The organism is Candidatus Culexmicrobium sp. (assembly GCF_058356305.1).
Window position 1 is genome coordinate 1 of sequence record NZ_JBTVBB010000011.1, and the last position, 13,003, is coordinate 13,003.

Annotated in this window: 13 protein-coding genes and 1 pseudogene; 11 read left to right on the forward strand and 3 right to left on the reverse strand. The window is 35.6% G+C overall.

Translation table 11 applies throughout. The annotated features are described in order from the left end of the window. Both ACW8TM_RS02285 and ACW8TM_RS02290 read left to right on the forward strand, forming a co-directional pair. Window positions 1-990, forward strand: a pseudogene (locus tag ACW8TM_RS02285) (hypothetical protein); the annotation flags it as partial. Window positions 991-1,100: 110 nt separating this feature from the next. Then, entirely contained in the window at window positions 1,101-1,607 is a 507-nt protein-coding gene (locus ACW8TM_RS02290) for a hypothetical protein (protein ID WP_491531660.1), read from the forward strand. A 4-nt stretch (window positions 1,608-1,611) separates the two neighbouring features. Here ACW8TM_RS02290 and ACW8TM_RS02295 read toward each other — a convergent pair whose 3' ends face one another. Together ACW8TM_RS02295 and ACW8TM_RS02300 are read right to left on the reverse strand one after the other, a co-directional pair. Next, a complete protein-coding gene (locus ACW8TM_RS02295; protein WP_491531661.1) occupies window positions 1,612-1,956 on the reverse strand; it encodes a hypothetical protein in 345 nt (114 codons plus the stop codon). 71 nt (window positions 1,957-2,027) lie between these two features. Beyond that, on the reverse strand, window positions 2,028-3,434 hold the full coding sequence (locus ACW8TM_RS02300) for an acetate--CoA ligase family protein (protein WP_491531662.1): 1,407 nt from the start codon (window positions 3,432-3,434) through the stop codon (window positions 2,028-2,030). Between the two features lie 98 nt (window positions 3,435-3,532). On the opposite strand from ACW8TM_RS02300, the gene ACW8TM_RS02305 reads away from it, so the two are divergent. Together ACW8TM_RS02305 and ACW8TM_RS02310 are read left to right on the forward strand one after the other, a co-directional pair. Then, window positions 3,533-3,913: a hypothetical protein gene (locus tag ACW8TM_RS02305; RefSeq protein ID WP_491531663.1), complete on the forward strand. Its 381-nt coding sequence runs from the start codon at window positions 3,533-3,535 to the stop codon at window positions 3,911-3,913. A gap of 5 nt (window positions 3,914-3,918) precedes the next feature. Further along, complete coding sequence (locus ACW8TM_RS02310) at window positions 3,919-4,542, forward strand: hypothetical protein (protein WP_491531664.1); 624 nt, start codon at window positions 3,919-3,921, stop codon at window positions 4,540-4,542. Window positions 4,543-4,549: 7 nt separating this feature from the next. Here the strand turns inward: ACW8TM_RS02310 and ACW8TM_RS02315 are convergent, their stop codons facing one another. After that, complete coding sequence (locus ACW8TM_RS02315) at window positions 4,550-4,828, reverse strand: hypothetical protein (RefSeq protein WP_491531665.1); 279 nt, start codon at window positions 4,826-4,828, stop codon at window positions 4,550-4,552. 75 nt (window positions 4,829-4,903) lie between these two features. Here ACW8TM_RS02315 and rqcH point away from each other — a divergent pair, with 75 nt between their 5' ends. The 7 genes from rqcH to ACW8TM_RS02350 form a co-directional block, all read left to right on the forward strand. Next, window positions 4,904-6,934 (forward strand): ribosome rescue protein RqcH, encoded by a 2,031-nt coding sequence (gene rqcH / locus ACW8TM_RS02320; RefSeq protein WP_491531666.1) that lies wholly within the window; start codon window positions 4,904-4,906, stop codon window positions 6,932-6,934. Between the two features lie 42 nt (window positions 6,935-6,976). After that, on the forward strand, window positions 6,977-7,525 hold the full coding sequence (locus ACW8TM_RS02325) for a CBS domain-containing protein (RefSeq protein ID WP_491531667.1): 549 nt from the start codon (window positions 6,977-6,979) through the stop codon (window positions 7,523-7,525). A 56-nt stretch (window positions 7,526-7,581) separates the two neighbouring features. After that, window positions 7,582-8,439 (forward strand): CBS domain-containing protein, encoded by an 858-nt coding sequence (locus ACW8TM_RS02330; protein ID WP_491531668.1) that lies wholly within the window; start codon window positions 7,582-7,584, stop codon window positions 8,437-8,439. A 7-nt stretch (window positions 8,440-8,446) separates the two neighbouring features. Next, entirely contained in the window at window positions 8,447-9,229 is a 783-nt protein-coding gene (locus tag ACW8TM_RS02335; protein WP_491531669.1) for a CBS domain-containing protein, read from the forward strand. 11 nt (window positions 9,230-9,240) lie between these two features. Then, window positions 9,241-10,575 (forward strand): dihydroorotase, encoded by a 1,335-nt coding sequence (locus ACW8TM_RS02340; RefSeq protein WP_491531670.1) that lies wholly within the window; start codon window positions 9,241-9,243, stop codon window positions 10,573-10,575. Further along, the gene (locus tag ACW8TM_RS02345) at window positions 10,529-11,041 is read left to right on the forward strand and encodes a Mut7-C RNAse domain-containing protein (RefSeq protein ID WP_491531671.1); all 513 of its coding nucleotides are present in this window, start codon (window positions 10,529-10,531) and stop codon (window positions 11,039-11,041) included. Before ACW8TM_RS02340 ends, ACW8TM_RS02345 begins: the two co-directional genes overlap by 47 nt. A gap of 54 nt (window positions 11,042-11,095) precedes the next feature. Then, window positions 11,096-13,003 (forward strand): ATP cone domain-containing protein (locus ACW8TM_RS02350; protein WP_491531672.1); only part of this gene is annotated, 1,908 nt, incomplete at its 3' end.

The window sequence follows — 13,003 nt, forward strand, 5'->3', positions numbered from 1 at the left end:
GTAAACGTTTATGACAGCTATGAGAAGGAAATTGACCCTGACGTAAAGATACTAAGTCCAACCATATTCTACACTGCAGTGGCTGACGTCTTTGATGTTACTATTAAGTTGACTGATGATGTTGGTAGACCATTATCAGGAATGGAGTATGAATTTGAAGGTACTGCACCAATCGAGTACATTAAGACTGGTTCAACTGGTACTGATGGAACATTTACTGCAACACTTGTTCCAAAGGGTGACTACAAGTTAACTGCATGGTGGCTTGGTACTGAAATCAAGATACTTGAGGTTGACTTAACAATTGATAGGAACTATGCAGAGCTACCTTTGAAGTGTAAGGTTTATGATGCTGTATTCAGCTTCAAGACATTAAGGGGCACCCCACTAGCAAATGCATATGTCAAGGTTGAGTATCCAGATGGAAGGACAGTTGAAGGTACAACTGATACTGAGGGTGAATTAAGCTTAACACAAATACCTGTCGGTGATGTTGAAGTGCTAGAGGTTACATGGCTTGATACTCCAATAACTCTAGTGGAGCCCACTGTTACTATTGACAAGACTGGTAAGTATGCCTTCATTGCTCAGAATGTCTATATCTTGACAGTGAGGGTTATGGGTACTAGAGGACAAGGTTTAGGTCCATCAACTGTCACAGTATATCTAGGTGAGAGGGAGATAGCTACTATTGAGACTGATAGTTCAGGTGTAGGTGAATTAGAACTTCCAGCTGCATCCTACACTGTTAAGGCTAACTTCAAGGGTAGAACTGCTGAAGGAACCATTTCACTAACCAAGGATGATTCATTAACTGTTACAATTGACGTATTTGCAACAATACTTGGAAGACCCTTCAGTACAGCTGAGTTCTTCGGTGAGCTAGTACTACTACCTGTAGTGGTTGCAATTGTAGTATACTTAGTGGCTTACGAGTATTACGCTTGGAGAAGGCGGCGGTTGGCGGTAGTTCCACCTACTCCAACTTAAGTTGGAGTAGGATTTAACCTAAACTCCCCCTTTTCTTTGCATTTAAATTTCAGGGAGTGGAGATTAGGCTTAATTACATGTTATTTTAGTAGTATATTTGGGGACATATCTTGAATGTTAGGCGTTTTACTATGCTATTCTCTGCCTTTCTTGGCTTAGCTGGAATTTATCTTATAGCCTTTATTGATAATAGGTTGAGGCTTGAATATAATCTTAGGGATCCTACTTATGCTTATTATGCTGGTTTGACTCTACTTTTTATTTCAGTTGCAATTTATCTTGCACCTGTAGTTTTTCCTCCTAAACGCTATATTCCTACTCCTTCCTATACTTTGAAGTGTCCTTTTTGTTTTAGTTCTTTAAAGCTGGTTGATGGTGTTTATAAGTGTGAGGGTTGCGACTATGTTATTGATAACTCTCCTATTCTTGTTTCTATGCGTGATTTGGCTTCTCTGGTTGATTTGGCTTTACTTAACTGTAGTTCTAATTGTAAGTATGTTGCACCCTTTGGTGGCTGTTCTGCTCTTATTAGGTATGCTAATTTGTTTAATGCGGAATTACCTGAGAATTGTCCGGTAAGATTAGGGTTTTCATCTAAAAATGAGAAAAAGGTTTAGGAGCTTATTCCTTTCTTTCCTCTAATAACCTGTTTATTGCATCTACTAATAGTTCTCCTTGTTCTCTTGTTAGTTCTGGTACCTTTATACTTTTAATTCCTTCTGGTGTTCTTTCTTCGACAATTACTTCGCCATCTGGTGTTATGTAGGCGCGCTCTATGTCATCTACATATATGTCCTTGGGGAATAAATGTCTGAAGGCCCATCCTAAAATTCTATTTAGACTTCTATGTTCTTCAATCATGTATTCGAGGAAGGCTTTCGGCCCCTCTTTTAAGTCGATTTCTAGTTTTTCTTCAGTTAATACGATTACATATTGTTTGGTTTCGAAGGCTACTCTTGCTTCCACTTAATAAACCTCCTATATCTTGAAATATTATGGATAACATTGGGATATAAACGTTAATATTATTAGTTTTTTTATTTTTTAAATGTTTTTCTTAGAAATAGTCCTCTCTCTACTAGTGATGCCATGGCCTTTACTGCTCTTTCAACTTCTGGGTATGCTGGTATACCTCTTCTCTGGTATTCTAGTAGTATTTTTTGTGTGGGTGGTCCTCCTGTTGCTGCTATTAGTATTGGTTTATTGCTTTTTCTAAAGACTTCTTCTACTCTATCTATTATTGTTTCATTCATCATTGGAGGATGAATTAAAACTATTGTTATTATTCCATCGACGTTTGGATCTTTTAAGACTATTTCCAGTACTTCCTTATACATTTCTGGTGTTGCATTTCCTGTTAGATCTATTGGATTATTTGCTATTGCGAAGGGCGGTATAACTTGTCTTAACTCTTTTACTGTTTCTTCCCTTAGTTTTGCTAGTTTTAATCCTACTCCTCTAGTTTTGTCTGTTAATTTGTCTACTGCCATTACTCCTGCTCCTCCTCCATCTGTTACAATTGCAATTTTGTCTCCGAGGGCTATTTTACCTGCCGCTAATGCTCTCGCATAGTCGAATAATTCATGTGTATCATATGCTCTTATTATTCCTGCCTTTTTTAGGGCTGCTGATACTACTTCATCTTTTCCTGCTAATGCTCCTGTATGTGATGAGGCTGCTTTTACTCCTTCTTCTGTTCTTCCAGCTTTAATTGCAACTATAGGTTTTTTCATTGAGACTTTTCTTGCAATTTCAATGAATTTACGTCCCTTTGCAATTTCCTCTAAATACATGGTTATGACTTTAGTGTTTTCATCGTCCATTAAATATTCAAGTAAGTCGACTTCATCTATATCTGCCTTATTACCGTAGCTTACAAATACACTTAAGCCTATTTCTTCCATTGCTAGCCAGTCTAGGAATGCTACTCCCATTGCTCCACTTTGTGATATGAATGCTATGTCTCCCTTTTTTGGTCTGAGTGCTCTTTCAGGTGGTAGGAATAATGTGTCTAGATTGGTGTGTGGATTATATACTCCTAGGCAGTTTGGACCCATTACTCTAATGTTGTATTTTTCAGCTATCTCTATGACTTCTCTTTCAAGTTTTTCTCCTTCAGCTCCTATCTCTTTAAATCCGCCTGAAATTATTATTACACTTTTCACTCCCTTTCTACCGCATTCATCCATTATTCTAGGTACTATTGGTGCTGGCACTGCTATGATAGCTAAGTCAACATAGTCTTCAACTTTTAGGATGCTTGGATACACTTTTAATCCTTGTATTTCAGTTGCCTTGGGATTTATTGGATATATTGGCCCCTTATAACCTGAAATTAATAGTGATCTTAAGAGTTGATAACCTATTTTCTGGGGCTTTCTAGACACCCCTATCACCGCAATGCTTTTTGGTTTGAAGAAGGCTTCTAGTCCACTTTTACCCACTTTCTCCACCTTTAATGAAATTGAGCTTTACAATTAATTAGATTTTGCTACTTAAACTTAAATATTGGATTAAGTCTTAATTTTTAAGGTGTAACTCTATGCCTCGTGTAAGTAGAGCTAAAAGAAAAGTTTTGAAGCATGTTTCAACTCTAGCTAGATACTCCTATTTTGGCAATTATAGTGCTGCTGAAAGATTGTTAAATGAGGTTAAAGATGATTTTAAAAAGAGGGGTGTTTGGGGTCAAGGTTGCTTTATGGCTGTCAGGGGTATGATTGCATCTGGAAGAGAGAATCTACCTATAGCCTATTTTGTTAGGGCTAGGCAGTCTGATTTATCTTCATTAAAGGAGATGCACTCCTCATTAGTTAAGGATTTAGCTAGAGAGAATATTGATGATTTTGAGAGAGGTTTTTTAGAGGCATGGCTCACTATACTTGAAACTTTCATGGAAATTAAAAAGGTTATGATGAAGAGGTAGTTTAAATGAAGGTCATAATTGAGCATTGTGAGCCTTTTCTGAGTAAATGGCTTTGGTTTGAATATGCTAATTGTTCTAGGATAATTGGAAGGGACAATTTAATTTTCACCAATGTGAAGAGAGTTGATGATTTTAATCGATTGAAGAGTATTGGCTTAGTGTTTAGAGAAAGTATTATCTCATTAGTTGGGGAAGGTGTTTTTCGCCGTGATGATTTAATAGTTTTAGATTTGGAGGCTTCAACACCTTTAAGTCCATTGGATTTTAGGGGTGACGTTAAGATTGTTATTGGAGGAATATTAGGAGATTATCCGCCTAGAAGTAGAACTAGGAAGTTTATAACTAGTAGATTAGAAAATTGTGTTTCTAGAAATCTTGGTCCTCATCAATTTTCTATTGATGGAGCTGCCTACATGGCCTTGCAAGTTAGTTTAGGAAAGTGTTTAGAGGAAATTCCAGTTGTTTTAGGACTTGAAATAAAGGTTGATGATTTTCATGAAATATATTTGCCATATGCATTTCCAGTTGTTAATGGTAAGCCCTTGATTTCTAGGGATTTGATTGAATATTTGAAGTCTAATGAAATTGTGGAGGATGAGTTAAGGTTAATTCGATCGAATCACAATTAAATTAATGTTATGGTGGAGTTACGTGGAGAAAGTTGTAGAATATTGTCCATGGAATTATCCAAAGAGCTAGAAATGGTGCTAGGCCATTAAAGTATATTTCTTCGGGTCCTGTAAAATCTGATTTGGATAGTTTTAAGACATACTTGATGACATAGAATGAAAGTCCATAGATAAACACTCCCACAGCAATACCTATACTTCCAGTTAATTTAAAGGCTATGCATATTATTGCTGAAATTAATCCTAGAACTCCTCTTGTTATATAAACTTTGGTGGCTGCCTTCACACCTAATCCCTTCCGTAGTACTTAAATTTACGTGTTTAAACCATTCACATAAGCTTTCCGCTTTGGTGAAATGAGATGCAGATGAAAATTAAGAAGGAGATGAATGCTCTCGACTTAATGTGTGTTTTAGAGGAATTGAAGACTGGTTCTAGTGACATGTTTTTCGTGAATTTATATCAGATTTCACCTTCACATTTTATTATCAGATTGAGAAGAAGGAATGAAGGGCATCTTAACTTGTTTTTTGAGGTGGGAAGACGTTTTCATTTAACTAGGTTTGATTATGAGAAGCCTTCTTTAATCTCATCTTTCTGCAGATTTATACGTAAAAATTTTAATAGATCCAGAGTTGTCGAGTTAAGTCAATATGACTTTGATAGAATAATAAAGCTAACTGTTTCTTCAAGGTCTATGGGGAATCTAAGCTTAATTTTAGAGTTGGTTAGAGAGGGAAATTTAGTTGTAGTGGATTCGTCTGGAAAAATACTTTCTGTTTTAAAGCCTATGAAGATGAGGGATAGAGATTTAATTCCTAATGCTACATATAAGTATCCTCCCATGAGGGGTGTTAATCCTCTTCTATGTTCACCTTCAATTCTTAGGGAGAAGCTTTCAAATGTTAGATTTAATGTTGTAAGGGCTTTAACTAGAATTATGAACATGCCTGGTGAAGTTGCAGAGGAAATTTGCTTTAGAGCTAGTATTGAGAAGTCTAGGATGGCAGATAGTTTAGAGATGAATGAAATAGAAATGTTGCTTGAGGTTTTTCATAAAATGCTGGATGATGTTAAGTGCCTTAATCTTAATCCTCAAATAGTCTATTATGGAGGGAAGATTCTCTCAGTTTTGCCTTTTGACTTTAAGATTTATGATGGTTTAGATAGAGAGTATTTTGATAGCTTTAACGATGCAGTTGACCTTTACTTCAATAAACTTTCACTTTTAGAAGAGGAGGAGTTGAAGGATAGAATTAGGCGAGAGGTGGAGGCTAAATTTAAAGCGATTGTCGATAGACAAACTAGACATTATAGAGAGTTGATGGAGAAGTCTTCTAGATATCGTAGATGGGCAGAACTTATAATGGAAAATTTATCAGTAATTCAAGAAGCTATGAATAATGTCCATAGACTCAATAGGATTGGTTTTTCTTGGAGTGAAATTGCCAGTAAACTTCATGAATTAATTGAAGTAAAATTCAAAGACTTATGTGAATCCTTCAATGCTAAGGACAAAATATTAAATATAAGGATTAACGGTCAAAGTATTCCTTTAAGCCTTGATTTATCTGCAGCTGCAAATGCCTCTCAATTTTTTGATAGGGCCAAAAGGCTATATAGACGTGCCATTAACGCTGAAAGGGCTATTAAAGAGATAAAATTGAAGATTGAAAGTGAAGTTGAAAAAAGTTTGAAGCAGAAAATCGTTAAACCAATAAAGATTGTTGGAGTTATCCGTAGTAGGAAGTGGTATGAGAGTTTTAGATGGTTTATTTCATCTGATGGATTTCTAGTTGTTGGTGGACGTGATGCTTCTCAAAATGAATCATTAGTTAGAAAACGTCTCGACGAAAATGATATTTTTGTTCATGCTGAGATTCATGGTGCACCAGCTGTAATTATTAAAAGTGAAGGGAAAACCATTCCTCATGAAACTCTATGGGAAGCTGCCCAGTTTGCTGTCTCTTATTCTAGGGCCTGGACAGTTGGATTAGAGGCAGCTTCAGCTTTCTGGGTTTATGGAAATCAAGTTTCAAAATCCCCTCCTTCGGGTGAGTATCTGCCCCGTGGTGCCTTTATGATTTATGGAAGGCGAAACTACTTGAAAAACATTCCATTAAGAATTTCAATCGGAGTTAAATTTATCGACAATTATTTACAGTTAATTGCTGCTCCTCCATCTGCCATGGAGAAATTAACTAAATACCATTTGACTTTAGCTCCAGGAGCCATTCCTAGAGATGAGGCTGTAAGGAGGATTAAAAACTTATTAGTCAAGCTTGTTCCCCCTAAATTTAGAGATGGAGTTAGACGTTTAGCTCTACATGAATTTCTAGAACTCTTACCTAAAGGTTCATTTAGATTTATTGAACAGTCTTATTCATCATAAAATTAATTATATTTTAATTAATATTGGGATTTGGTGATTTTATTGAGTTCACCAAGGGTTGAAAAAATCACTGTTGGAGATATCATGACTAGAGATTTAATAACTGCCTCCCCCTTTACTACAACTGATAAAATTGCATTTTTAATGAAGGAGCATAATGTAGGAAGCATTATTATCGTCGATGATAAGGGTAATCCTGTAGGTATTGTAACGGAAAGAGATTTAGTTGTACAAGTATTGGCTAGCAATTTGAACCCTTCAAATGTACAAGTGAAGGATATAATGTCTTCTCCAGTAATATCAGTTGATGTAAAAACTCCTCTTGTTGATGCAGCGAAGTTAATGGCAAAAAGAAGTATTCGAAGATTATTAGTTATGGATAAAGGTAGATTGGCGGGTATTGTAACTGCTAGGGATATTCTTTCTGTTGCACCTGAAGTTATTGAAATTTTAATTGAAACTGTTAGGATTTCAGAGGAAGGTTTTCCATATGAAGAGTTTTTCGCTGGATATTGTGATGATTGCGGCGAGTGGTCTGATTTGTTAGTTGAGGTTGATGGGAGATTTTTATGTCCAGACTGTAGAGGGTAGTAGGCCTTTTAGAAAATTTAATTTATCCCATATACTACTTCTATTTGGGTTAAATTATGCCTATTAGAGTTTCAGATGTCATGACACCGAGAGTTGTAGTTATTTCTCCTAAAGATACATTGGCGAGGGCTAGAAATTTAATGCTTCATCATGATATAAGTAGATTAATTGTTGTAGATGAAAATCTTAAGCCTATTGGAATTTTAACTGAAACCGATATTGCTATGCGAGTTTGGGAGGAGAGTGGAGGGAAGTTTGCTAGAACTATTGATGAAATCCTAGTTGAAGAAGTTATGTCTTCACCGGTAATTTATATTGGCCCTAGAACATACATTAGAAATGCAGCTAAAATAATGATGAAAAAGAGAATTAGTGGTTTACCAGTTGTAGATAGTGACTTAAAATTGCTTGGAATAGTTACTAAAACTGATTTGACGAGGGCTTATGCATTAAACTATTCTGGTTTACTCAAAGTTTCAGAGATTATGTCTTCTCCAGTCATAACTGTTTATCCTTCACATACCATTTATAGAGTTGGAAGACTAATGAATCAATATAAGATAAGTAGGGTTGTCGTAGTGGACGGTAAAGTTCCAGTTGGAGTTGTCACCAAGACTGATTTAACCTTCATCACTCTTTCCTTTAAGCCTAGAAGAGTGAAGTATATTAGGGAGGCTGAAGAGCCAGGTAGGTATACTAGAACTGTTAAGACCTTTAGAATTCCAATTGTAGCTGACATTATGACTCCCAATCCATTAACAATTAGTGTAGATGGGGATTCAGCTGAAGCTGCTAAGGTGATGATAGAAGAGAGAATTAGTGGCCTCCCTGTTGTGGATGATGATAATTTATTGAAGGGAATAGTTACTAAAACTGACATCATTAAAGCGATAGTTAGGCTTCCTCCAAGGTGAATCCCTTATGCATATTATACGTGACTTCATGGTTGAACCAGTTAAGATCGATAAGGATCAATCTTTAGTTTTAGCCTTAGATTTAATGGAGGATTATAATTTAAGCTGCTTAATTGTAACTGAGAATGGAAAGGTTGTTGGATTAATAACTACGCGGGAGATCCTAAAGAGAATTTGGAGTGAACGTGTTAGATTAACTTCACTTTCAAGTTTATATGTTTCAAGTGTTATGATAGATAGTCCATTTTACATTTCCTCTAACACATCGATTAGTGATGTCGCTTCAATAATTGTCAATAATGATCTCTGTGGTCTTCCAGTTATTGAGGATGGAAAGTTAATTGGTCTAGTAGCTGAAGAAAATCTATTAAAAGCATTTTTAAATATGAATGATCCAGTCGACTCGATTTTACAGTATAGTTATGTGAAAATTAAACCTGAAGATAAAATCTTACATGTAAGGAGATTAATGATTGAAAATAAGCTTTCAGTTTTACCTGTAATTAAGGGTGAAAAGATTGTTGGCTTAATTTCAGATATTGACATCGTCAAGTTTTTACGTTTCTTTATTGAGCATGTACCTGAAAAGCATAGGAGAATGCGGATAAAACATTTAATTGTTTCAGATGCAATGAGGAGAGCTCCCCCAAAAATAGCTTTAGGCTCGCCTATTAGTAAAGTTGCAGAGGTAATGATTAATGAGAATTTGAAGGGAGTGATAGTTGTAAATTCAAGAGGAGAGTTTGTAAGTGTCCTACAGTTGAGAGATTTAATTAAAACTCTAATTTAAAGGTGAATATCTTGGTTGACTTGACAATTCATGGATGTAAAGTGTTTTATAGAGGTCAACTAGTTGAAGCTTCAATTGCAGTTAAAGATGGGAAAATAATCAAGGTTGGAAAGGAATACACCATGCCTAAAGCAGAGAAGAAATATCATTTTCAAAGTAAAGTTTTACTACCTGGCCTAATTGATGTACATGTACACTTAAGAGATCAAGAATTATCTTACAAGGAAACATTTGAGACTGGAACTATGGCTGCAGCTAGTGGCGGTGTTACAACAGTTTTAGACATGCCAAATAATAAGCCAGTTACCGATTCTCCTAAAGCTCTTCTTGAAAGAATGACTAAAGCTAAGAATAAAATCTATGTTAATATTGGTTTCTACTCCGCCTTCCCCAGCAGTCCAAGTGAAATTTACGAGATAATAAAAATTGGTGCAGTAGGATTCAAATTAAATCTAAGCAGACAAATAGGATTACTAAATGTTGATGATGATGTTGCCATAGCATCATATCTAAAAACACTTAAAGACACCAGAATACCAGTTTCAATACATGCTGAAGATCGAAAAACAATTTTAAAACTTGAAGAAGAATTTAAGACTTCAAATAAAAATGATTACCAATATTTCTTTAAGGCACACCCAATAACAGCAGAGACTAAGGCAATAAGAAGAATGTTAAACATTGCCAAGAAAATAAATACTAAGTTGCATATAGCACATCTAACCACAAAAAACGCCCTCAAAATAATAAAAGAAAACAGAAAGTATTTCACCTGTGAAGTAACACCTCACCACCTATTCCTCACGAAGAATATAGTTAGAGATTTGAAGGGATTCGCAATTATGGAGCCTCCTCTACGTTCAAAAAACAATGTCCAAGCCCTATGGAATGGAATAATGGAGGGGGTGGTTGATGTAATAGCAAGTGACCATGCCCCCCACACTATTGAAGAAAAATGCTCAGATAATGTATGGAACATTAAACCTGGAATTCCAGGTCTAGAAACCACTCTACCATTAATGTTGACAGCCTTCCATAAAGACAAAATACCTCTAAACAAAATAGTTGAGCTGTTATGTGAAAACCCAGCTAAAATCTTTAATTTAAATTGGAAGGGAAAAATAGAAGTTAACTATGATGCTGATCTAGTTGTAATAGATTTTAAGAAGACAACTAGAATCAACCCTGACAAATTTAGGTCAAAAGCCAAGTATTCTCCTTTTAAAGATACTACTGTTAAAGGCATTCCCATTGCAACCTTTGTAGGTGGAACCTTAGTCTTCATGGATGATGAGGTGATTGAACCTGCAGGAAGAATCATCAAGCCAAAAATCCTTTATAGCTAATGGAATGCTTGGCAAGTTATCAAGATGGCTTAGAATATTAGGATATGATGTCCTATACTTTCATGACATAGAAGATGAAGAGTTGCTTAGAAGAGCAAAAAAGAGTAATCGTATTCTTCTAACTAAAGATTTCGCTTTATATAAGAAGGCAATAATGAATGACGTTAAAGTAGTAATGCTTAGAGGAAGGAATTTAGAAGAGGATTTAGCCTTTTTAGCATCACTCAACTTTATTGTCCTAAATTTTAATGAAAAATTAACTCGATGTCCATTATGCAACTCTAAATTAAGGATAACTTGGGACAAAAATAAAGTTAAAAATAAAGTACCTCCAAATATCTTAGAAAAATATGATTTCTTCTGGATCTGTAATAGTTGTGGCAAGATTTATTGGCTTGGATCTCATTGGAAATCTATAACTGGAAGCCTTTTAAAGGCAAGGTCACTTATTAGGAAGTTTGAGTGAAAAAGCTTTAGAGGTTCACTACCTCTTATAATTTGAATAGACTGTGTGATAACCATGTCAAGCTCTATAATTTCAAAGGTTATTAAACGGGATGGAAGAGTAGTACCCTTCGATAAAAATAGGATTGAACGGGCAATATGGCGTGCCATGGAATCTGTAGGTGAAGGTAGTAGAGCATTAGCTAAGAGGTTGGCTGATGAAGTAACAAGAATATTAGAGGATGAATACGGCAAGAAGAAGCAAATACCACATGTAGAGGAAATACAAGACATAGTTGAAAAAACATTAGTCAATAATGGTTTATATGAAGTTGCTAAAGCATACATCCTCTATAGACAGCAGCGAAGTGAGATTAGAGAGATCAAGAAGATGCTTGGTGTAGTAGATGACATGAAGTTGTCAGTGAATGCTGTAACAGTTCTCAAGAATAGATATTTACTCAAAGATGATAGTGGAAGAGTTATTGAAACACCAAAGCAAATGTTATCTAGAGTTGCAAGACATGTTGGCTTAGTCGACATCTTCTACTATCCACAAGTTTATGATAAGTTTGGAAGACAGCCACCACGTAAAGTGGAGGAAATAACCTACCAGTTAAAGAATGCTAAGATTAACAAATACGACTTTGAAATGCTGAAGAGAGTCTATAATCGCCTCGGAAAAGAAGGGAAGATGAAGGTTTCCTTCAATGAACTACTAGAATTCCTAGATGAGAAATGGGATGAACTCTATGAAGAGACAATAGACACTTTCTATCAAATAATGGTTAACCTATATTTTCTCCCCAACTCTCCGACATTAATGAATGCTGGAGCACCACTAGGACAGTTATCAGCTTGCTTCGTACTTCCAGTGGAAGACTCCATTGACAGTATCTTCGACGCACTGAAATACGCCGCCCTAATCCATAAAAGCGGGGGAGGATGTGTAGCTAAGGGAACACACATATACACAAATATCTGTGGAATAGAGCCCATTGAAAATATAGTTGAACCTTTCATACCCGAGCATTTACGAAACGTAAATGAAACTGTATCGGTTGATATTTCACATCATGATTTAAAGGTTTTAGCCTACGACAAAGTTAATAACAAAACTGTTTTTAGCAGAGTTACTAGAGTCTGGAGATATATTATTCCTTCAAATAAATTGTTAAAGGTTAAAACTGCAAATGGTTTAGAAATCATTGTAAGTGAGTGGCATCCATTTATTGTAGTAAATGAAAAAGGCGAGATCTTAGAGAAAAGGGCGGATGAACTTAGAGAGTGTGATTTACTATTACTTTCGTCTAAGCCGCTTAACTGGATCTTCAATGAATATCAAAGTATCGATGGTTATAAATTATCTGAAGAATTGGGATGGGCTATTGGCTATATACTTGGTGATGGTTGTATTGAAGAAAATAGGTTAAGAGCCTCTGCCAGTGACAGAGCCCCCCTCGAGTATCTTAAAGAAATTCTGAGTAAAACCCTCAACAATAAAGTTGGTTGCATTTATAAGGAGAAAAGATATGATATGTGGATTTTACAGGCATGCAATAGTGAGGTCATGAATTTTGTTTTAAAAAATCTAAGGGATAATAATGGAAATTGGAGGATTCCTAAACAAATATTTAAGTCGCCTTTAAGTGTAGTTTTATCATTTATTTCTGGTTTCATTGATGCTAGAGGTGAAATATCAAAGGATAGAGCTAGAATTGCTATTGGATGTACTTCAAGTAGCGTCATGAGGCAATTAGCATTACTTCTAACTGCTTTAGGATTAAAAATTAGATTTAGAGTGCGAAGGCCTAAGAGAACTAAAGAAAAAAGTTGTCTCTATATTGTTTGTATAGAGAGTTCACCTGAATTTCAATTTTTCGCTCGAGAGATTGCTTCTAAAATGCGTATAAAAAGTAAGGCTATGCAATTAATTAAGGCGATTGGAAAATCTTCATACAAAACAAGTATACGGCTAAGTTTT

What these genes read in the sequence shown, in the direction of transcription:
- ACW8TM_RS02305 (WP_491531663.1), top strand. Translation starts at nt 3,533, where the DNA reads ATGCCTCGTGTAAGTAGAGCTAAAAGAAAAGTTTTGAAGCATGTTTCA.
- ACW8TM_RS02310 (WP_491531664.1), top strand. Translation starts at nt 3,919, where the DNA reads ATGAAGGTCATAATTGAGCATTGTGAGCCTTTTCTGAGTAAATGGCTT.
- rqcH (WP_491531666.1), top strand. Translation starts at nt 4,904, where the DNA reads ATGCAGATGAAAATTAAGAAGGAGATGAATGCTCTCGACTTAATGTGT.
- ACW8TM_RS02330 (WP_491531668.1), top strand. Translation starts at nt 7,582, where the DNA reads ATGCCTATTAGAGTTTCAGATGTCATGACACCGAGAGTTGTAGTTATT.
- ACW8TM_RS02335 (WP_491531669.1), top strand. Translation starts at nt 8,447, where the DNA reads ATGCATATTATACGTGACTTCATGGTTGAACCAGTTAAGATCGATAAG.